A 19,890-nucleotide genomic window follows, 5' to 3' on the forward strand; every position below is an offset into this window, starting at 1 on the left:
CGCGGGCCCCTCTTCGTCACTTCTCAGCGCCCCTGGTGGCGGCGCATGCGGCGGCTCCAGGCCAGGGAGGCCGCGTAGAACGGCAGCCAGTTACCCGGGCGGGTGCGGTCGCGCCGGTGGGCACGCCCGTCGCGGGTTCCCATGGCGGCGGTGACCATCTTGCGCCTGATCCTCAGCATGCGGCTCGCCTTCGTCTCGGCATTCTCTGCCCGGCCACGCGATCACGGTGGCCTGGCGACGATCGTGCACCGTCCACGCGTGGCTGTCCACTGTATTGACGCGCCCGTGAGTTACCAGGGGGTAGCGCGGAGGCGTCGCGCGGCAATACCATGGCCGATGTCCGTCCAAACGGGACGGAGCCGTACCGGTCGGGACGATCTTCGTCCGGCCGGGGCGCGCTCCCCCGGCTCGGGCCGGGGGACCCTCCCACACGGAAACGAGGAACCTCACATGCGATCAGCCAGACTCGCCGTCCTCTCCGTCTTAACCGCCGCGGCCGTCGTCGCCGCGCCCCTCGCCGCCTCGGCGAAGGACGGCGGCATCGACTCCCGCGTCGCCCACCCGTCCGCCGTCAGCGCCTCGGCCCAGCTGGACGCCCTGCGCTACTGGACGCCGGAGCGGATGAAGTCCGCGACTCCCCTCGACATCACGGTCGACACACTTCCCGGCACGTCCACCGACGTCGCCAAGGGCGAGCCGCAGACCATCACCCCCCTCTCCCCCACCAACGGCGGCGGCCAGTGGACCGGCGGCGGCAAGGTGGTCACGACCTCCGGCCGCGTCTTCTTCACGTTCCAGGGCAAGAACGCCTCCTGCTCCGGCAACGCCCTCACCAGCGGCAACAAGAGCACCGTCGTCACCGCCGGGCACTGCGTGAAGTACCAGGGCGCATGGCACACCAACTGGGTCTTCGTGCCCAACTACAACAACGGCAACCGTCCCTACGGCACCTGGACCGGCCGCCAGCTGCTGTCCACGCCGCAGTGGATCGCCTCCGAGGACATCAACTACGACGTCGGCATGGCCGTGGTGAACCAGCTGAACGGCGCGTACCTGACCGACGTCGTCGGCGGCCAGGGCATCGCCTTCAACCAGCCGCGCGGTGTGCAGGTCTACGACTTCGGCTTCCCCGCCGCCGCCCCCTATGACGGTGAGAAGCTGATCTACTGCTCCGGCGTCACCATCAACGACTTCCTGCTCAGCCAGGACATCGGCCTCAAGTGCGACATGACCGGCGGCTCCAGTGGAGGGCCGTGGTTCAGGTCCTTCAGCGAGTCCACCGGCGTCGGTATCCAGACCTCGGTGAACAGCTTCAAGTACAACTTCTTGCAGACGTACATGTTCGGGCCGTACTTCGGTAACGACGCCCAGACCCTCTACAACAGCGCGCAGGCCGCATAGGCACAGGCGACGGCGCCCGGCCCACCACGGTGGGCCGGGCGTTTTCCGTGCCCGGGGAGTGCGGAACGCCCGCCCTCCGGGGAGTGGGCGGGCGTTCCCGGGGCGGTGCCGGCTTCCGTCAAAGCCGGCACCGGGTCTTCGGGATCCGGGCGTTTCGTGCGCGAAGAGGGCGGTCAGACGCTCAGATCGTTCTGATCGAAGTAGTTCAGGAAGTTGTAGAGGTAGGTGATGTCGACGGTGACCCTCCCTGCGCGTCCCGTGTCGACCCAGCCGACGTCGAAGCCGTTCCAGCCGCCGTACCAGGCGCCGTTCGAGTAGCGATAGGCCACGAAGACGCGCCCGCCGACCGCGGCCACGACCCGGGAGTCGCCGCCGTCCGGCGGGCTCCAGGCCTGCGCGGCTATGCCCACACTGGTGGCGGCACCACCGCTGTAGATGAGTGAGAAGCCCGCCCAGGCGCCGCTCTGGTAGCGGGCGGTGTGCCTGATCTGGCCGGAGGTGACGGCGACGAGCTGGAGGTTGTTCTCCCCGTCGACGGCGACATCGACGTCGCTGACATCGGATCCGGCGTAGTTGGGGTAGGACATCCAGGGGGTCCAGTCGCCCGCCCAGTGGCGGACGCGATGATAGAGCCGACCACCGATCACCGCGGCGATGTGGGCGTCGCCGTTGGTCTGGACCGCGATGGACACGTCCTGGGCCGCTGGCGCGTTATAGATGGTCTCCCAGCCCGTCCAGTTCCCGTTGGGAAGACGGACGATGTGCCAGAGGAATCCGTTGATGACCGCCACCACCTGGAGACCCAGGTTCGGGTCGTACGTGGCGTCGACCCTGGTCGCGCCGGTCGCGGTGTAAAGGGCGTTCCACCTGCCGTTCCAGGTGATGCCCGGGCCGTCCTCCCGATGATAGATGTGGCCGTCCTGGGCCTTCAGGCTGTGGCGCATACCGTCGAGGGTGCTCGTGACGGTGACCGACGTCGTGCCGACCGGGTCCGGCGGCGGGATCGCCGACGCGGGCGCCGCCGTGGCCGTCAGCAGACCCGCGGTGAGCGCCAGTCCCGCGATCAGTGACGCCGCTCGTCTGCCGAGTCCGGCGAGAGTGGTCCTCATACCGTGCTCCCCTCGATAGTGGGCTCGGGCGGTCCCCCGCCCATCAGGACGATCCCGCCTTCCGCAAAGCGCGCGCTAAGAAATCGCTAAGCGCCACGGGCGGGCGGTGTGGGGACCGTCGCGCACGGGATCGCTCCCCCGAGTCGCCGTTTCGACTGGACGCGGGCCGAGGAGGTCTACGAGCTGACCACCGACGCCGTGCGCCTCGACGACGTGGTAAGCATGGAGCAGGTCAAGGAGCCTCTCCAGGCGGGTTTCCTGGCCGCCGCTGCCACCGGCCGCCATCGCCGGACTCGCCACCGGGTACGCCGTCTTCCGGCGGACCGGTCGGCACGAGTGAGTCGCACCACGGGTGCGTCCACCGTGGAGCGGAATGCGCGACAATCCCCGTGTGAAGCCGATCGACCACAGCGCCGACACCACCGCCTCCCCGGCGACGGTGTACGCGCTGCTGCGCGACGGCAGCACCTGGCCGCTGTGGTCACCGCTGGAGCGCTTCGAGCTCCAGTCGCCCGGCGAGTTCGAGGCGGAGGGACCGGGGGCGGTCCGTCACTTCGGCACCGGGCGCGCGCACTCGATCGAGGAGATCGTGGAACTGGTGCCCGACCGGCGGCTGAGCTACGTGCAGCTGGAGGGCCTGCCGCTCAGGGACCACCGGGCCGACATCGACATCACACCCACCGCAGGGGGCTGCCGGGTGCGATGGCGTTCGACGTTCAAGGCGCGCGTGCCGGGCACCGGGTGGATCTACCGGGCCGCGCTCGACAGGTTCACCGGGCGGTGCGTGCGGGGATTCGCCGTGTACGCCGCCGAACATGACGTAACGGTGTCCTGATGCGGGCCGGAGGACGCCCGGCGCGCATCAGGACACCGGTAGCGGAAGACCCCGGCTATTCTCCGCGCCGACGGCGGAGGTTGGCCAGGGCCTCTTCGAGCAATGCGGCGCCGTCGGCCTCGGAGCGGCGCTCCATGACGTAGGCGATATGGGTCTTGAAGGGCTTCGCGTGCGGCCGTTCCGGGGGCGCTTCCCGGTCCGGCCCGGCCGGGAGACCACAGCGGGTGCAGTCCCAGGTCTCGGGCGGCTGGACGTCGAGAGCGAACGACGGACGGGTCTCATGGAGGTTGGCGCACCAGTAGCTGATGAACTGCCGTGGTGCCGGTTCGCCTCGCTCGATGAACCGGGCGGGTCCGGAGCCAATGCGAGTACCACGGATGGCGTTGCCACTTGCCACGTTCCGCTCCTGTCACAGGGGGGCTGCTGTGCGGGGCGCAAGACGCAGGTATGCACAATGCGCGCGGCCCGAAGGGGCCGCGCGCATGAGTCTAAGATGATTCGGGCTCAGATGGAAGACCTCAGCTACCGCCGGACTTCAGCAGAACACCGAACGCCACGATGCACGCCAGCCACAGGACCCCGATCACGATGGTGATGCGGTCGAGGTTCTTCTCGGCGACCGAGGAGCCGCTGAGGTTGGACGTGACACCGCCGCCGAACATGCTGGAGAGACCACCGCCCTTGCCCTTGTGCAGCAGAACGAGCACGATCAGCAGCACGCTGGTGAGCAGCAGGCCACCGACGAGCGCATAGGCCATCTTGACTGTCCCTTCTTAGGCACGAACCGGCCCAGCTTAGCCGACCGACCGCGATCTTACGCACTCGCCAGGCCCAGCGCCATCGCCGAGGCCATCCCGTATTGCGGGTGCATCACCGCGCCACGGACATTGGAACCCATCAGCTGCAGCGCTTTGCCCCACGAGATCGGGACGGTCGGCGCCAGCCGCGCGATCTCCTGGTCGGCCTCGCCCCACAGCGCGTACTGCTTGGCCAGGTCCGGTTCGGCCATCGCCGCGTCGATCAGCCCGTCGACGCCCTTGTCGTCCAGCTGTGCGTAGTTCAGGTTGCTGCCCGGCACGATCGAGGCGCTGTGGTACAGCGCGGGCAGCGTGCCCGAACCGTTCGGCCAGTCGGCGTTCCAGGACGCCAGGGTCAGGTCGCCCTGCGTGCGGGGGTCCTGGATGGTGGGGAAGAACCGGTCCAGCGGGATCGGGTTGGGTTTGACCCGCACGCCCAGCCGCCCGTAGGTCTCCACGATCGACTCCACCGCCCGCCGCAGCGGCCCGGTGTCGGCGTGGTCCAGCACCAGCGTCGACGGGCACGACGCGCCCCACAGGTCCCGCGCCTTGTCCAGGTCGCCGTCGGGATGCGAGCGCGCCCCGTACAGGTCGAAGTCCTTGTAGCCCGGCGAGCCCGGCGGGATCATCGTCGAGGCGTACTCCCCCATCGCCGTCGAGCCGTAGTTGCTGAGGAACTTCCGCCGGTCGAAGGCGTAGATCAGCGCCTGCCGGCAGGCCAGGCCGGTGACCTTGGAGGTGTTGATCGACAGGTACCGCAGCGAGTTCGTCGGCCCGGTCAGCGTGTGCGCCAGCAGCGCCGGGTCGTTCACGATCTGCTGCACGAAGTTGGGCGTGACCGTGGAGTTCCAGATGACGGCGTTGGCGTACTCGGGGTTGCCGGTGAGGATCTGCTGCGCGGCCACCTCCCGGTCGGCGCCGTAACGCACCTCGATGCGATCGGGACGGGCCGGGCGGATCGAGTCCACGGCCGGGTCCCAGTAGGCGTTCCGCTCCAGGATCAGCTCGCCCTTGACGCCGTTCTTGTCGTCCGGGCCCTTCGTGCGGATGATCTTGTACGGCCCGTTGGACAGCGGACCCCGGTCGAAGGCCTCCTCCTTGGCCCGCCCCATCTTCAGGACCGGGGAGAACACCGGCAGGGTCAGCATGTACGGGAAGTCGCCCACCGGGTGCTTCAGGTGGAAGCGCACCGTCTGGCGGTCCGGGCACTCCACCGCGCTGAAATCGGCGTCGGGCTGCGTGTAGGGACCGGTGTAGCTCTCGGGGACGTCCAGGACCTGCCGCGGATAGGCCGGGCCGCCCTTGACCACCGCCGACTCCCCGTTGCGGGTGTCGAACGCGCGCGACACCCCGTAGGCGACCTGCTCGCAGGTCACCGGCTCGCCGTTCTCCCACTTCACGCCGTCGCGGAGGGTGAACTCCCAGGTCTGGTTGCCGTTGGAGGGCCGGCCCAGGTCGGTGGCCAGGTCCGGCGCGAGCACCGCGGTCTCACCGGGCACGGTCGTGAAGGACACCAAGGTGCGGTAGATGAGCGTGCTCAGATTGGCCTGGTTGAGGACGTAGACCTCTTGCGGGTCGAGGGTGTCGAAGTACTCCGCCTCGTCCAGCAGCACCAGCGTCCCGCCCTTGACCGGCGCGCTGGACGCGCTCGGCGCGGCCGGCGCCTGCGGCTCGGTGCACGCGCCGATCACCGAGGCGGTGACGATCGCGGCCACACCGGCCGCCATCGCGCGCCGAACGGTTACACGCCACTGAACGGGGTCGGACGCACGCATGATCCAGATCCATCCGTCGGGGGCAGAGGCCGGGTCGGTAGATGGTAGCCGACCAACCTGCCGGTAACCGGTGACGTGAATGGGTTGTTGCACAACCGCTACCGGGATCGCGGCTCACCGAATGGATCATCCCTTTAGGACGACCGAAGGCGGTACGGACGGTGGATGCGGTGACGGCCGGGGGCTCCCCCGGCCGTCACCGTCTCGCGTGTCGTCGCGCCTCAGCCGAGCTTGGCGTGCTCCGGGAAGCGGCACAGCGCGGCGAACTCGTCGCCGTCGAGGCTCGCGCCGCCCACCAGGGCGCCGTCGACGTCCTTCTTCGCCATGATCATGGCGATGTTGGCCGACTTCACCGAACCGCCGTAGAGGACGCGGACGGTCTGGGCGACCTCCTTGCCGTGGCGCTCGGCGAGCCGCTCGCGCAGCGCGCCGATCACCTCCTGGGCGTCCTCGGGGGTGGCGGTGCGGCCGGTGCCGATGGCCCAGACCGGCTCGTAGGCGATCACGAGCCGGGCGATCTCCTCGGCCTTGAGACCGTCGAGGGCACCGTCGAGCTGGTTGAAGCAGTGCTCCAGGTGCCCGGCGGCCTCACGGACCTCCAGCTTCTCCCCGACGCACACGATGGGGGTCACCTCGACCTTGAGGGCGGCCTTGATCTTGCGGTTGACCAGGGCGTCGTCCTCGTGGTGGTACTCGCGGCGCTCGGAGTGGCCGATGACGACGTAGGTGCAGCCGAGCTTGGCCAGCATCGAACCGGCGATCTCACCGGTGTAGGCGCCCGAGGCGTGCTCGGAGATGTCCTGCGCGCCGTAGCCGATCAGCAGCTTGTCGCCGTCGACCAGGGTCTGGACGCTGCGGAGGTCGGTGAACGGGGGAAGGACGACGACCTCCACATCGGACAGCTGCTTCTCGTCCAGGCTGAAGGCCAGCTTCTGGACGAGGGCGATCGCCTCGAAGTGGTTGAGGTTCATCTTCCAGTTGCCCGCGATCAGCGGGCGGCGGGGGCCGGTCACTTCAGTCCTCCAGGGCGGCGATGCCGGGCAGGGTCTTGCCCTCCAGGTACTCCAGCGACGCGCCGCCGCCGGTGGAGATGTGCCCGAAGGCGGTCTCGTCCAGGCCCAGGACGCGCACGGCCGCGGCGGAGTCGCCACCGCCCACCACGCTCATCCCGTCGACCGCGGCGACGGCCTCGGCCACGCCCCGGGTCCCGGCCGCGTAGGGCCGGTACTCGAAGACGCCCATCGGGCCGTTCCAGAACACGGTGCGCGCTCCGGCGAGCTCGCCGGCGAACAGCTTCACCGACTCCGGGCCGATGTCGAGGCCCTTCTGCCCGGCCGGGATCGCGTCGGCGGAGACGGTCTCGGTGGCCGCGTCGTCGCTGAAGTCGTTGCCGACCACGACGTCGACGGGCAGCACGATCTTGTCCCCGGCGGCGGCGAGCAGGTCCTCGCAGGTCCCGATCTGCTCGGTCTCCAGCAGCGAGCCGCCGACCTCGTGGCCCTGGGCGGCGAGGAACGTGAAGCACATCCCGCCGCCGATGAGGAGCCGGTCGACCTTCGGCAGCAGCGCGTTGATCACGGCGAGCTTGTCGGAGACCTTCGCGCCGCCCAGGACGACCGCGTAGGGCCGCGCCGGGTCGTCGGTGAGCTGCTTGAGGACCTCCAGCTCGCGCACGATGAGGCCACCGGCCACGTGCGGGAGGAGCTTGGGGACGTCGTAGACGCTGGCGTGCTTGCGGTGCGCCGCGCCGAACGCGTCGTCCACATAGGCCTCGGCCAGCGAGGCCAGCTCGGCGGCGAAGGCGCCGCGCTCGGCGTCGTCCTTGCTGGTCTCCCCCGGGTTGAAGCGGAGGTTCTCCAGCAGCGCGACCTCACCGGCGGCCAGGCCGCCGACGACCTCGCGCGCCGACTCGCCGACGGTGTCGGTGGCGTAGGCGACGGGACGGTCGAGGAGCTCGGCCAGCCGCGCCGCGACGGGCGCGAGGGTGAACTTCGGTTCCGGCGCGCCCTTGGGGCGGCCGAGGTGGGAGCAGACGACAACCTTCGCGCCCGCCTCCTGCAGCACCGTCAGGGTCGGCAGCACCGCGCGGATGCGGCCGTCGTCGGTGATGCGGCGGACGCCGGCGTCATCGGTGGCCAGCGGGACGTTGAGGTCGGCGCGCACGAGCACGCGCCGACCCCGCACACCCTCGCTGAGCAGGTCGGAGAGAGTACGCAAGACGCGGTTCCCCTACAGCCGGGAGCCGACGAGCGCGGCCAGGTCCACCAGGCGGTGGGAGTAGCCGGCCTCGTTGTCGTACCAGCCGATGACCTTGACCTGGTTGCCGTTGACCATGGTGGACAGCGAGTCGAAGGTGCAGCTGGCCGGGTCGCCCACGATGTCGCTGGAGACGATCTCGTCCGAGGTGTAGTACAGGTAGCCCTTGAGCGGGCCGTCGGCGGCCGCCTTGAACGCGGCGTTGACCTCTTCGACGGAGGTCTCCCGGCCGACGTTGACCACGAGGTCGGTGACCGAGCCGGTCGGGACCGGGACGCGGAAGGCCATGCCGTCGATCTTGCCCTTGAGCTCGGGGAGCACCAGGCTGGTCGCCTTCGCCGCGCCGGTGGTCGACGGGATCAGGTTCAGCGCCGCCGCGCGCACCTTGCGCAGGTCGAGGGTGCCCTTGCGGGACACCGCGACCTGGTCCAGCAGCTGCTGGTCGGTGGTGTAGGCGTGGATGGTGGTCATGAAGCCCTTTTCGAACCCGAAGGTGTCGCTCAGGACCTTCGCCATCGGCGCCACACAGTTGGTGGTGCAGGAGGCGTTCGAGATGATGTTGTGCGCGGCCGGGTCGTAGAGGCCGTCGTTGACGCCCATGACCACGGTGATGTCCTCGCCCTTGGCGGGGGCGGAGATGATGACCTTCTTCGCGCCGGCCTTGATGTGCTTGGCGGCGTCCTCGGCGTTGGTGAAGCGCCCGGTCGACTCGATGACGATGTCGGCGCCCAGCTCGCCCCACGGGAGCGCGGCCGGGTCGGTCTCGGCGGTGACCTTGAAGGTCTTGCCGTCCACGGTGATCGAGTCGGCGTCGTGGCTGACCTCGGCACGCAGGCGGCCCATGACCGAGTCGTACTTGAGCATGTGCGTCAGCACGGCGGCGTCGGCGAGGTCGTTCACGCCGACGATCTCGACGTCCTTGCCCGACGCCAGCACGGCCCGAAGGAAGTTACGCCCGATCCGGCCGAAACCGTTGATACCCACGCGGATGGTCACTCGACCCAACTCCTCGACAGATAAGTCGCCAGCCTTGGACGGCCGGCTGCCAGAAGGTGACTCGGCTCGCCGCCCCCATTACGGTCCGGCGGGCCCAGCTTGTAACAGCTGTCGGCCTCGTCGCCGCCATGCTTTGCGAACTTGCGTTACACCGGCATTGCCTTGCCGATCACCACGACCCTACCCAAGGTCGGGCCCGGTGTACGGCAGGGGAGGCAATGTCCCGGCACCGAAAGAGTAGTACGGAGCCCTTGTGGAGGTGTCCGGCGGCACGCGTGGCTCGAAGGGTGGGACGAACGCCACCCGGCGGCGCGCGGCGGCGTCGCCGGGAGGGCGTGCGCGTGAACGATCGTTCACGCGCACGCATCTCATGCGCGAACGTGACTCCCATCGCACTTTCGGTCGCCGCATTCCCGCGGGGTATCAGCCGGCGAGCATCTCCGGGGTCACCGCCGATTCGGTGTCGGGGACGCCCAGCTCGCGCGCCCGCCGGTCGGCCAGGGACAGCAGACGCCTTATGCGCCCGGCGATCGCGTCCTTCGTGAGCTGCGGCTCGGCCATCGCGCCGAGCTCCTCAAGGGACGCCTGCCGGTTGGCCAGGCGCAGCTTCCCGGCCTCCACGAGGTGCCCGGGGGCCTCCTCGCCGAGCAGTTCCAGGGCCCGGGTGACGCGCGCGGCGGCGGCGACGGCGGCCCGCGCCGAGCGGCGCAGGTTGGCGTCGTCGAAGTTGGCCAGCCGGTTGGCGGTGGCGCGGACCTCGCGGCGCACGCGCCGCTCCTCCCACGTCAGCACCGACGAGTGCGCGCCCAGCCGGGTCAGCAGTTCGCGGATGGCGTCGCCGTCCTTGATCACCACCCGGTCGCTGCCCCGCACGTCCTTGGCCTTGGCGATCACGCCGATGCGGCGGGCCACGCCCACCAGCGCCAGCGCCGACTCCGGGCCGGGGCACGTGACCTCAAGGGCGCAGGAGCGGCCCGGTTCGGTCAGCGACCCGTGGGCCAGGAACGCCCCGCGCCAGGCGGCCACGGCGCAGCACACCGAGCCCCCCACGACGTGGGACGGCAGGCCGCGCACCGGGCGGCCCCGCACGTCCAGCAGGCCCGTCTGGCGGGCCAGGGTCTCGCCGTTCTCCGCCACGCGCACCAGATAGTGGGTGCTGCGGCGGATGCCTCCGGCCGACAGGACGTGGATCTCGCTGCCATAGCCGTACACCTCGGCTATGTCGCGTCGAAGGCGGCGTGCCGCGCTCCCGGTGTCGAGTTCGGCCTCGACGATGATGCGGCCCGCGACGAGGTGCAGGCCCCCGGCGAAACGCAGGATGGCCGTCATCTCGGCCCGGCGGCAGCACTGCTTGGTCACCTCGACGCGACTGAGCTCATCCTTGACGGCCGCGGTCATCGCCATTACTCGCCAGCACTCCTTCGAAATTCCGTGGCGGCGGACTCGCGCTCGGTCTCCAGAAGGGGACGCAGCGCGGCCGCGAGAGCGTCCGGGTCGTGTCGAGGGGTCCCGTCATCGCGGGCGACCCGGGCGAGGACGAGCCTCGCTCCAAGGGATTGTGCCGCACTCTCGACCGGATCGGGGTATCCCACGGCGCGGGCGTCGGCGATTACCCAATCTATCGTCACTCCGTCGGCGTATTTGGCGAACGCGCCGAGGTGCCCGGCAAGAGACAGCCCGGCCGTCTCGGTGTCCTCGGAGAGGTTGAGGGTGAGCAGGCGGCGCGCGCGGCTCTCGGCGATCGCCTCCCGCAGGCGCGGGGTCAGCAGGTGCGGCAGCACGCTGGTGTACCAGGAGCCGGGCCCGAACAGGATCACGTCGGCGTGCGCCACCGCGTCCAGGACCTCGGCGGCCACCGGCGGGTCGGCCGGGTCGAGGCGCACCGCGGTCACCGTGCCGCGACTGACGGCGACATTGTGCTGGCCGCGGACCACGCCGGGCCGCCCGTGCTCGTCGATGATGTCGGCCTCGATGCGCAGCGGCACCGTCGACATGGGCAGGACGCGCCCGTGCGCGCGCGTCATGCGCCCGGCCTCGTCCAGCGCGGCGACCGGGTCCTCGTGGATCTCCAGCAGCCCCAGCAGCATCAGGTTGCCCACGGTGTGCCCCGACAGCGAGTCGGTGCCCTCGTAGCGGTGCTGCATGAGCCGCGCGGCGCCCTGGTCGTCGGCGAGCGCGGCCAGCGCCTGGCGCAGGTCGCCGGGCGGGAGCGCGCCGCGGTCGACGCGCAGGCGCCCGCTGGAGCCGCCGTCATCGGCGACGGTGACCACGGCGGTGATGTCGGCGGGCAGGCGGCGCAGGGCGCGCAGCGACACCGACAGGCCCTTGCCTCCCCCGAAGGCGACTACGCGGGGGCGCCTCATTCGCGCCCCAGGTCGCGGTGGTGCGCGTAGGCCGACAGGCCCGCGTCGCGCAGCCGCAGCGCGAGCGCCTCGGCGATGGCCACGCTGCGGTGCTTGCCGCCGGTGCAGCCGATGGCGACGGTGACGTAGCGCTTGCCCTCGCGTTCGAAGCCGCCGGTGGTGCGGCGGATGAGGTCGGCGTAGGTGTCGACGAACTCGGTGGCGCCGGGCTGGCCGAGCACGAACTCGCTGACCTCGGCCTCGCGGCCGGTGTGGTCGCGCAGTTCGGGGACCCAGAAGGGGTTGGGCAGGAAGCGGGCGTCGAGGACGAAGTCGGCGTCCTGCGGGAGGCCGTACTTGAAGCCGAAGGACAGGACCGTGACGCGCAGGTTGCGCGCGGAGTCGACCGAGAAGAGCTCTTCGACGCGTGAGCGCAGCTGGTTGACGTTGAGGTGGGAGGTGTCGATGACGACGTCGGCTTCGTCGCGGGCGTCGGTGAGCAGGTCGCGTTCGGCGACGATGCCGTCCAGCAGGCGCCCGGAGCCCTGGAGGGGGTGGGCGCGGCGGACCGATTCGAAGCGGCGGATCAGGACGTCGTCCTGCGCGTCGAGGAAGACCACGCGGGGCCGGAAGCCGCGGGCGCGCATCTCCTTGACCGCGCCGGTCAGGTCGACCGAGAAGGCGGCGCTGCGCACGTCGAGGACCATGGCGGTGCGGCGGGTGACCTCGGACTCGAAGGCGAGCTCGGCCATGGTGACCATGAGCGCCTGTGGGAGGTTGTCGACGACGTAGTAGCCGACGTTCTCCAGGGCGCGCGCGACGGTGGAGCGGCCCCCGCCCGACACGCCGGTGACGATGACGAGGTCGAGGTCGGCGCGCGACGGCGGGGACGCGGCCGTGGGCGCGTCGTCGAGGTGCGTGGGCGTGTCCGGCATTGGGTCAGTGTCCCCCATCGGGTGGATCGGGCGTCCCGGGGGACGCGGGAGATCCACCGGTCGTCGCGCCCCTGCCGGGACAACGATCACGGTGGGCGGGGGATTCCGTGCGACGCGTGTGGGCGGTGTTTCTGACGCGTGGCCAGGGCCGCCCGCGCGGCTGCCCTTTCGTGCAGGACCGCATGTCACGGGTGGTGGGACGCTGGATTCATGCGCGCGCTCGACCGCGACGCGAGGGTGGTGCCCCGCGCCGAGGAGGTTCACCGCCGGGCTCCGGCGGACGACCGGCGGGGGCTCCTGCGGCTTCAGGCGATGGCCGGGAACGCCGCCGTGACCGCGCTGCTCCAGCGTTGCGGTGACGAGGTCCACGACGGCTGCCCGTGCGCCGGGGAGCGGGCGCCGGTGGTGTCGCGGCAGCCGGACGCCGGGACGGCCGACGCGGGCGCGCCCAAGTGCCGGCCGCCCGGAACGCGGCGGGCCGGAAACGACGCCGATTCGGTGGACCAGGCCGTCCGGGACGGGTGCGTGGACGAGGCCTTCGGCATCCTCAACGGGCACGCGATCTTCGGGCTGCTGCCGCTGCTGGCGGCGCTGATCCCGCGCGGTTCCTTCCCCGCGCTCAAGGCCGCCGCCGGGGGCATGGGCGGCCCGCGCATGACCACCGCGATCACGGTGGCCGAGTTGAAGGCCAAGGGCGGGACGATCGGCGCGGCCGAGCTGCGCCCGGTCATCGACCTGCTGGGGGTGTGGTCGGTGCCCGACCGGCGGGACGCCCTGGACTTCCTGGGCAAGCTCGTGGTGATCAACGTGCGGGGCCTCGACCTCGACTTCTCCTACTGCGCCGGGGCCACCGGTCCGGGCTGCGTCCCGGAGGTCGAGAAGGCGATCGCGTGGGCGAAGAAGATGCAGGGCGAGTACGCCGCCTGCCGCGCCATCAAAGGGCTCAAGGACGGCGACGACGTGGACAACGCCGTCTTCGCCTCACTGAAGAAGCAGGGCATCAACCCGACCGTGGCCGGGCAGACCAGCCCCACCGGGGTCGTCACCATCACCCCGAAGCCGATGTCGAAGTGCCAGCCGATCCTGATCCGCGGCACCGAGATCCACGAGGCGGTCCACCAGAAGACCACCGTGGCGCTGCAGAAGAAGTTCGGCGCGGGCACGCCCGCCTTCGACAAGCAGTTCTTCGCGCCCGCGAAGTGGATCCAGGACGACATCAACGCCTACGGCGCCGAGATCCCCTTCTACGAGGAGGTTCTCCAGGCGCTGGCGCTGCTGGAGGGGAAGATGGGTCCATGACGGCGATGACGGTGCGGGTGACCGGTGTCGAGGTGGATCCGCTGGGGCGCGATCTCCTGCGGCGGTGGCTGGTCACCGCCGAGGCGCTCGACGGCGGCGGTGAGATCACGCTGCTGGTGCACAGCCCGTCCCTGGCGTTCCGGGACGCCGCGCCGGCCGGGCGCGTGTTCCGGCTGGAGCTGGCCGAGCCGGTGAGCGAGCCGTACGCGGGCGCGTTCACCGCGCACCCGGTGGAGGAGTAGGCGGGCGCGCCCTAGGACATCTTTGCGGGGCGGCGGAGAGCCGACGGCACCTCGGCCCCTCGCGGCTCCGCTCTCCCGGCCACGTACAACACCGGTACGAGGCCGCAAGACCGGCTTGCGACCAACACAGGGCTTCAAAAACGCGGCCGGCACCGTCTCGCACCCACGAGACACGCCCCGGCCCGCTACGCCTCGGCCGTGGTGTCCCCGGCGTCCTTATTCTCCGCCTCCGGCGCCAGCGCCGCCCGGACCGCCTCGGCGGTGGCCTTGCCGATGCCCTGCACGCTGGCGATCTCCTCCGCGCTGGCCGCGCGCAGCCGCTTGAGCGAACCGAAGTGCCGCAGCAGCGCCTTGCGGCGGATCTCGCCGAGGCCGGGGACGGCGTCCAGCTCCGAGGCGGTCATGCGGGTGGAGCGGCGCTGCCGGTGGTGGCTGATGGCGAAGCGGTGCGCCTCGTCGCGTAGGCGCTGCAGCAGGAACAGGCCCTCGCTGCGGCGGGGCAGGATGACCGGGAACTCCTCATCGGGCATCCACACCTCCTCCAGGCGCTTGGCCAGGCCGATGACGGGGACGTCACCGGCCCCGGCGTCGGCGAGGGCGGCGGCCGCGGCGTTCACCTGCGGGAGGCCGCCGTCGACCACGAGCAGCTGCGGCGGGTAGGCGAAGCGCTTCTTCTTCGCGGGGGCGCCCTCCTCGGCGGGTTCGGCGTCCTCGGTGGCGGCGTGGGCGAAGCGGCGGCGCAGGACCTCCGACATCGCGGCGGTGTCGTCGACCTGCTCGCCGCGCACGATGAACTTGCGGTACTCGCTCTTGCGCGGCAGGCCGTCCTCGAAGACGACCATGCTGCCCACGACGTCGGTGCCCTGGATGTGGGAGATGTCGTAGCACTCGATGCGCAGGGGCGCGGTGGGCAGGTCGAGGGCCTCGGCGAGGTCTTCGAGGGACTTCGAGCGGGCGGTGATGTCGCCGACGCGCTTGAGCTTGTGCTGGTGCAGGGCCTGCACGGCATTGCGGTGGACGGTCTCGGCGAGGGCCTTCTTGTCGCCGCGCTGCGGGACGCGGATGGAGACCTTCGCGCCGCGCAGCTGCCCCAGCCAGGCGGTGAGCGCCTCGGCGTCGGCGGGTACGGCCGGGACCAGCAGCTCGCGGGGGACGTCGACCTCTCCCCCGCCGCCGTAGACCTGGGAGACGTACTGGTGGACGAGGTCGCCGGTGGTGACGTCCTCGGACTTCTCCACGATCCAGCCGCGCTGGCCGCGCACGCGCCCGCCGCGCACGTGGAAGACCTGGACGGCGGTCTCCAGCTCGTCGTCGGCGAAGGCGACCACGTCGGCGTCGGTGTCGTCGGGCAGGACCACGACCTGCTTCTCCAGGGCGCGCTTGAGGGCCACCAGATCGTCGCGCAGACGGGCGGCCTTCTCGAACTCCAGGTTCTGCGAGGCGGCCAGCATCTCGGCCTCGACGTGCTTGATCAGCTGCTCGCCGCTGCCGGCCATGAACTCGCAGAACCGGTCGACGATGTAGCGGTGCTCCAGGGGCGAGACGCGCCCGACGCAGGGCGCGGCGCACTTGCCGATGTCGCCGAGCAGGCACGGGCGCCCTGTGCGCTGGGCGCGGTTGAGGGTGCCCTTGTTGCAGGTGCGGGCGGGGAAGACCCGCAGCAGCAGGTCGAGGGTCTCCCGGATCGCCCACGCGTGGGAGTAGGGCCCGAAGTAGCGCACGCCCTTGCGTTTGGCCCCGCGCATGACCTGCAGGCGCGGGAACTCCTCGTCCAGGGTGACGGCGAGGTAGGGGTAGCTCTTGTCGTCGCGGTACTTGACGTTGAAGCGGGGGTCGAACTCCTTGATCCAGGAGTATTCGAGCTGGAGGGCCTCGACCTCGGTGCCGACCACCACCCAGTCGACGGCCGAGGCGGTGTGCACCATCTGGTGGGTGCGCGGGTGCAGGGTGGCCGGGTCGGCGAAGTAGGAGCTGAGCCGGGACCGCAGGTTCTTGGCCTTGCCCACGTAAATGACGCGCCCGCCGGGGTCGCGGAACCGGTACACGCCGGGATCTGTGGGGATGGTGCCGGTTGCCGGACGGTAGTCGAGAGCCACGGGCGAAGCCTAGTCGCCGAGTCCGACATTCCCCGTTCCAGCCGCCGGGTCCCGTACCCGCCGGGCCGCGGGTACGGGAAGGCCGCGCTCAGGCGGCCTTGGTGATCTTGCCGTCGGCGACGGTGACCTTGACCTCGGTGAGCCCGGTCGTGGCCGGGCCGCTGATCCGCGAGCCGTCCTCCACCTTGAACTTCGACTGGTGGAACGGGCACGTGATCACGCCGTCCTTGGGCGCGTCGACGGGGTTGTGCATGTGCGGGCAGGAGCGGCTGTAGGCCTTCACCACGCCCTGGGTGGGCTGGACGATCACGAGGTCGCCGACCGTGATGCCACCGCCGACGGGGACCTCGGCGAGGGTGGCCAGCGGCCCGGCGGGCTGGCTGCCGCTGGTGCTCCCGGGGGTGTTGGTCTTGGCGTCTCCGCCGTCCTTGGCGCCGTCGCCGGAGCCGGTGCCGCAGGCGGCCAGCACCGCGGCGATCGCGGCGACGCCGGTGCCGCACAGGAGCTGGCGGCGGGAGGAGCGCAGGACCTCACCGGCCAGGGCGCGGTGCGACTCGTCTTCCGCGGACTTCTGTTGATGCGTCATCAGAGCAGGGTAGCCAGCCGGTGACGGCCTGGCCAGGGCAGCACGCCGCCCTTTCAGCCGGTCTTCAGGAAGCGCGCGCGACGATACGGGCGCCGGCGCCGGCCTCCTGCGCGGGAGTCCGGCGTCGGCGCCCGGCCGCGGCTACTTGCGGGCCGCGGCGGTCTTCTTCGCCGTCTTCTTCGCGACGGCCTTGCGCGGCGCGGGCGCCGGGGCGCCGCCGTCGAGGATCTTGCGCAGGAACGCGCCGGTGTGACTGGCCTCGACCCGCGCGACCTGCTCCGGGGTGCCCTCGGCGACGATGGTGCCGCCCTTGTTGCCGCCCTCGGGCCCCATGTCGATGACCCAGTCGCTGGTCTTGATCACGTCGAGGTTGTGCTCGATGACGATGATCGTGTTGCCCTTGTCGACCAGGCCCTCCAGGACCTTCAGGAGCTTGCGGATGTCCTCGAAGTGCAGGCCCGTGGTCGGCTCGTCCAGGACGTAGACCGTGCGGCCGGTGGAGCGCTTCTGCAGCTCGCTGGCCAGCTTCACCCGCTGCGCCTCACCACCCGACAGGGTCGGCGCCGGCTGCCCCAGCCGGACGTAGCCCAGCCCGACGTCCACCAGCGTCTTCAGGTGCCGGTGGATGGCGGTGATCGGCTCGAAGAAGTCGGCCGCCTCCTCGATGGGCATGTCCAGGACCTCGGCGATCGTCCTGCCCTTGTAGTGGACCTCCAGGGTCTCGCGGTTGTACCGCGCGCCCAGGCAGACCTCGCAGGGGACGTAGACGTCGGGCAGGAAGTTCATCTCGATCTTGATGGTGCCGTCACCGGAGCACGCCTCGCAGCGCCCGCCCTTGACGTTGAACGAGAAGCGGCCCGGCTGGTAGCCGCGCACCTTCGCCTCGGTGGTCTCGGCGAACAGCTTGCGGATGCGGTCGAACACGCCGGTGTAGGTCGCCGGGTTGGAGCGCGGGGTGCGCCCGATCGGCGACTGGTCGACGCCGACGACCTTGTCCACGTTCTCCAGGCCGTCCACGCGCCGGTGCCGCCCGGGGACGATCTTGGCGCCGTTGATGCGGCTGGCGAGCACGCCGTAGAGGATGTCGTTGACCAGGGTGGACTTACCCGAGCCGGACACCCCGGTCACCGAGATCATGCACCCCAGCGGGAAGACCGCGTCGACGTTCTTCAGGTTGTGCTCGCGCGCGCCCCGCACCACCAGCTCGCGGCCCTTCGTCGGAGGGCGGCGGGCCAGTGGAGTCTGGATCACCGTGCGTCCCGACAGGTACGCGCCGGTCAGCGACTCCTCGTTGGCCAGCAGCCCCTCCAGCGGACCGGAGTGGACGATCCGGCCACCGTGCTCACCGGCGCCGGGGCCGATGTCGACCACCCAGTCGGCGGTGCGCACGGTGTCCTCGTCGTGCTCGACGACGATGAGGGTGTTGCCCAGGTCCCGCAACCGCACCAGCGTCTCGATGAGCCGGTGGTTGTCGCGCTGGTGCAGACCGATCGACGGCTCGTCCAGCACGTACAGCACGCCCACCAGGCCCGCGCCGATCTGGGTCGCCAGCCGGATCCGCTGCGCCTCACCACCCGACAGCGTCGCCGCCGTGCGGTCCAGCGACAGGTAGTCCAGGCCCACGTCCAGCAGGAACCGCAGCCGCGCGTTGATCTCCTTGACCACGCGCTCGGCGATGACCGCCTGCCGCTCGCTCAGCACCAGCCCGGCCAGCACCTCGGCGCACTCGGCGACCGACAGACCCGAGATCTCGGCGATGTTGCGGCCGTCCACGGTGACCGCCAGGACCTCCGGCTTCAGCCGGGTGCCACCGCAGTCGGTGCAGGGCACCTCGCGCATGTAGCCCTCGAAGCGCTCCCGGCTGGTGTCGGTCTCACTGTCGGCGTGCCGCCGCTCCAGCCACGGGATGACGCCCTCGAACTTGGCGTGATAGGACCGCTCGCGCCCGTGCCGGTTGCGGTGCTTGACGTGCACCGGATCCTGCACGCCGTTCATGATCGCCTTCTGCGCCCGCGCCGGCAGCGCCTGCCAGGACGTGTCCAGGTCGAAACCCAGCTGCTCGCCCAGCGCGCCCATCAGCTGCAGGTAGAAACCGAGCATGTGCCCGTTCGACCACGGCGTGATCGCGCCCTCGCGCAGGGTCTTCTCCGGATCCAGGACCAGCAGCTCCGGATCCACCTCCATGCGCACGCCCAGGCCCATGCAGGTCGGGCAGGCACCGTAGGGGGTGTTGAACGAGAAGGACCGCGGCTCCAGGTCGTCCAGCGCCAGCGGGTGGTCGTTGGGACAGGCCAGGTGCTCGGAGTAGCGCCGCTCGCGGTGCGGGTCGTCCTCGGGCAGGTCCACGAACTCCAGCAGGACGATGCCCCCGGCCAGCCGCAGCGCCGCCTCCACCGAGTCGGTCAGCCGCTGCTTGGCGCTGGCCTTGACGGTGAGGCGGTCGACGACGACCTCAATGGAGTGCTTCTCCTGCTTCTTGAGCTTGGGCGGGTCGGTGAGCTGATGCACCGTCCCGTCCACCCGCGCCCGGGCGTAGCCCTTGGTCTGGAGCTCGGCGAACAGGTCGACGTACTCGCCCTTGCGGTCGCGCACCACCGGCGCCAGCACCTGGAAGCGGGTGCCCTCGTCCATGCCCAGGACGCGGTCGACGATCTGCTGCGGGGTCTGCTTGGTGACCGGCTCGCCGCAGACCGGGCAGTGCGGCTGCCCGATGCGGGCGAACAGCAGGCGCAGGTAGTCGTAGACCTCGGTGATGGTGCCCACCGTCGAGCGCGGGTTGCGCGAGGTCGACTTCTGGTCGATCGACACCGCCGGGGACAGCCCCTCGATGAAGTCGACGTCGGGCTTGTCCATCTGCCCCAGGAACTGCCGGGCGTAGGCCGACAGGGACTCCACATAGCGGCGCTGGCCCTCGGCGAAGATCGTGTCGAAGGCCAGGGAGGACTTGCCGGATCCGGACAGGCCGGTGAACACGATCAGCCCGTCGCGCGGCAGGTCGAGGCTGACATTGCGCAGATTGTGCTCGCGGGCGCCGCGGATGGCGATCCGCCCGCTGGAGGGACGGCCGCCGATCGTCACCCCGGAGACGTCGGGAATGTCCACGACGTCGCCACTAGTCGATCTTGCTGAGGTCGGAGTCTGGGTCACGCGCGCACCCTATCGGTGGGGTCTGACAAAACCGTGTAAGCGCAGCTCACCCACTCGACACTACGACGCCGGGA

The 19,890-nt window shown here is 70.7% G+C and carries 18 protein-coding genes; 4 read left to right on the top strand and 14 right to left on the bottom strand.

Annotation, left to right across the window (positions count from 1 at the left end; all coding sequences use genetic code 11):
• Nucleotides 1–23: 23 nt before the first annotated feature.
• Complete coding sequence (locus tag QSK10_RS18350; protein ID WP_285664063.1) at nucleotides 24–179, bottom strand: hypothetical protein; 156 nt, start codon at nucleotides 177–179, stop codon at nucleotides 24–26.
• Nucleotides 180–450: 271 nt separating this feature from the next.
• Here QSK10_RS18350 and QSK10_RS18355 point away from each other — a divergent pair, with 271 nt between their 5' ends.
• A complete protein-coding gene (locus QSK10_RS18355; protein WP_285664064.1) occupies nucleotides 451–1,401 on the top strand; it encodes a trypsin-like serine peptidase in 951 nt (316 codons plus the stop codon).
• A 173-nt stretch (nucleotides 1,402–1,574) separates the two neighbouring features.
• Here the strand turns inward: QSK10_RS18355 and QSK10_RS18360 are convergent, their stop codons facing one another.
• Nucleotides 1,575–2,510, bottom strand: coding sequence for a PLL family lectin (locus QSK10_RS18360; RefSeq protein ID WP_285664065.1), 936 nt, complete (start codon nucleotides 2,508–2,510; stop codon nucleotides 1,575–1,577).
• Nucleotides 2,511–2,901: 391 nt separating this feature from the next.
• Here QSK10_RS18360 and QSK10_RS18365 point away from each other — a divergent pair, with 391 nt between their 5' ends.
• On the top strand, nucleotides 2,902–3,345 hold the full coding sequence (locus QSK10_RS18365) for an SRPBCC family protein (RefSeq protein ID WP_285664066.1): 444 nt from the start codon (nucleotides 2,902–2,904) through the stop codon (nucleotides 3,343–3,345).
• A gap of 55 nt (nucleotides 3,346–3,400) precedes the next feature.
• Here QSK10_RS18365 and QSK10_RS18370 read toward each other — a convergent pair whose 3' ends face one another.
• From QSK10_RS18370 to rapZ, 9 genes are all read right to left on the bottom strand, one after another.
• Complete coding sequence (locus QSK10_RS18370; RefSeq protein ID WP_285664067.1) at nucleotides 3,401–3,742, bottom strand: RNA polymerase-binding protein RbpA; 342 nt, start codon at nucleotides 3,740–3,742, stop codon at nucleotides 3,401–3,403.
• A gap of 121 nt (nucleotides 3,743–3,863) precedes the next feature.
• Nucleotides 3,864–4,103, bottom strand: coding sequence for a preprotein translocase subunit SecG (secG, locus tag QSK10_RS18375; protein ID WP_285664068.1), 240 nt, complete (start codon nucleotides 4,101–4,103; stop codon nucleotides 3,864–3,866).
• A 56-nt stretch (nucleotides 4,104–4,159) separates the two neighbouring features.
• Nucleotides 4,160–5,857: an ABC transporter substrate-binding protein gene (locus tag QSK10_RS18380; RefSeq protein WP_285664069.1), complete on the bottom strand. Its 1,698-nt coding sequence runs from the start codon at nucleotides 5,855–5,857 to the stop codon at nucleotides 4,160–4,162.
• Nucleotides 5,858–6,138: 281 nt separating this feature from the next.
• Nucleotides 6,139–6,930 (bottom strand): triose-phosphate isomerase, encoded by a 792-nt coding sequence (gene tpiA / locus QSK10_RS18385; protein WP_285664070.1) that lies wholly within the window; start codon nucleotides 6,928–6,930, stop codon nucleotides 6,139–6,141.
• 1 nt (nucleotide 6,931) lies between these two features.
• Nucleotides 6,932–8,134, bottom strand: a complete 1,203-nt coding sequence (locus QSK10_RS18390; RefSeq protein ID WP_285664071.1) for a phosphoglycerate kinase — start codon at nucleotides 8,132–8,134, stop codon at nucleotides 6,932–6,934.
• 12 nt (nucleotides 8,135–8,146) lie between these two features.
• A complete protein-coding gene (gene gap, locus QSK10_RS18395; RefSeq protein ID WP_285664072.1) occupies nucleotides 8,147–9,169 on the bottom strand; it encodes a type I glyceraldehyde-3-phosphate dehydrogenase in 1,023 nt (340 codons plus the stop codon).
• Between the two features lie 423 nt (nucleotides 9,170–9,592).
• Nucleotides 9,593–10,573 (bottom strand): DNA-binding protein WhiA, encoded by a 981-nt coding sequence (whiA, locus tag QSK10_RS18400; protein WP_285664073.1) that lies wholly within the window; start codon nucleotides 10,571–10,573, stop codon nucleotides 9,593–9,595.
• Complete coding sequence (locus QSK10_RS18405; RefSeq protein ID WP_285664074.1) at nucleotides 10,573–11,532, bottom strand: gluconeogenesis factor YvcK family protein; 960 nt, start codon at nucleotides 11,530–11,532, stop codon at nucleotides 10,573–10,575. Before QSK10_RS18405 ends, whiA begins: the two co-directional genes overlap by 1 nt.
• Nucleotides 11,529–12,446 (bottom strand): RNase adapter RapZ, encoded by a 918-nt coding sequence (rapZ, locus tag QSK10_RS18410; protein ID WP_285664075.1) that lies wholly within the window; start codon nucleotides 12,444–12,446, stop codon nucleotides 11,529–11,531. The genes QSK10_RS18405 and rapZ overlap by 4 nt, the downstream gene beginning before the upstream one ends.
• A gap of 210 nt (nucleotides 12,447–12,656) precedes the next feature.
• Between rapZ and QSK10_RS18415 the strand changes: the two genes are divergently transcribed.
• Together QSK10_RS18415 and QSK10_RS18420 are read left to right on the top strand one after the other, a co-directional pair.
• Nucleotides 12,657–13,745, top strand: coding sequence for a hypothetical protein (locus tag QSK10_RS18415; protein ID WP_285664076.1), 1,089 nt, complete (start codon nucleotides 12,657–12,659; stop codon nucleotides 13,743–13,745).
• Nucleotides 13,742–13,987, top strand: a complete 246-nt coding sequence (locus QSK10_RS18420; protein ID WP_285664077.1) for a hypothetical protein — start codon at nucleotides 13,742–13,744, stop codon at nucleotides 13,985–13,987. Before QSK10_RS18415 ends, QSK10_RS18420 begins: the two co-directional genes overlap by 4 nt.
• Before the next feature lie 185 nt (nucleotides 13,988–14,172).
• On the opposite strand, the gene uvrC is transcribed toward QSK10_RS18420, so the two are convergent.
• The 3 genes from uvrC to uvrA all read right to left on the bottom strand — a co-directional run bounded on the left by uvrC (nucleotide 14,173) and on the right by uvrA (nucleotide 19,741).
• On the bottom strand, nucleotides 14,173–16,083 hold the full coding sequence (gene uvrC / locus QSK10_RS18425) for an excinuclease ABC subunit UvrC (RefSeq protein ID WP_285664078.1): 1,911 nt from the start codon (nucleotides 16,081–16,083) through the stop codon (nucleotides 14,173–14,175).
• 88 nt (nucleotides 16,084–16,171) lie between these two features.
• Nucleotides 16,172–16,669: a Rieske (2Fe-2S) protein gene (locus tag QSK10_RS18430; protein ID WP_285664079.1), complete on the bottom strand. Its 498-nt coding sequence runs from the start codon at nucleotides 16,667–16,669 to the stop codon at nucleotides 16,172–16,174.
• 141 nt (nucleotides 16,670–16,810) lie between these two features.
• The gene (gene uvrA, locus QSK10_RS18435; protein ID WP_285664475.1) at nucleotides 16,811–19,741 is read right to left on the bottom strand and encodes an excinuclease ABC subunit UvrA; all 2,931 of its coding nucleotides are present in this window, start codon (nucleotides 19,739–19,741) and stop codon (nucleotides 16,811–16,813) included.
• Nucleotides 19,742–19,890: the final 149 nt, after the last annotated feature.

Source organism: Actinorhabdospora filicis, assembly GCF_030269765.1.
Classification (GTDB): Bacteria; Actinomycetota; Actinomycetes; order Mycobacteriales; family Micromonosporaceae; genus Actinorhabdospora; species Actinorhabdospora filicis.

Coding starts and splice junctions, on each gene's coding strand:
- QSK10_RS18420 (WP_285664077.1), top strand. CDS start 13,742: ATGACGGCGATGACGGTGCGGGTGACCGGTGTCGAGGTGGATCCGCTG.
- whiA (WP_285664073.1), bottom strand. CDS start 10,573: ATGGCGATGACCGCGGCCGTCAAGGATGAGCTCAGTCGCGTCGAGGTG.
- QSK10_RS18430 (WP_285664079.1), bottom strand. CDS start 16,669: ATGACGCATCAACAGAAGTCCGCGGAAGACGAGTCGCACCGCGCCCTG.
- QSK10_RS18405 (WP_285664074.1), bottom strand. CDS start 11,532: ATGAGGCGCCCCCGCGTAGTCGCCTTCGGGGGAGGCAAGGGCCTGTCG.
- QSK10_RS18355 (WP_285664064.1), top strand. CDS start 451: ATGCGATCAGCCAGACTCGCCGTCCTCTCCGTCTTAACCGCCGCGGCC.
- QSK10_RS18360 (WP_285664065.1), bottom strand. CDS start 2,510: ATGAGGACCACTCTCGCCGGACTCGGCAGACGAGCGGCGTCACTGATC.
- QSK10_RS18350 (WP_285664063.1), bottom strand. CDS start 179: ATGCTGAGGATCAGGCGCAAGATGGTCACCGCCGCCATGGGAACCCGC.
- secG (WP_285664068.1), bottom strand. CDS start 4,103: ATGGCCTATGCGCTCGTCGGTGGCCTGCTGCTCACCAGCGTGCTGCTG.
- QSK10_RS18415 (WP_285664076.1), top strand. CDS start 12,657: ATGCGCGCGCTCGACCGCGACGCGAGGGTGGTGCCCCGCGCCGAGGAG.
- rapZ (WP_285664075.1), bottom strand. CDS start 12,446: ATGCCGGACACGCCCACGCACCTCGACGACGCGCCCACGGCCGCGTCC.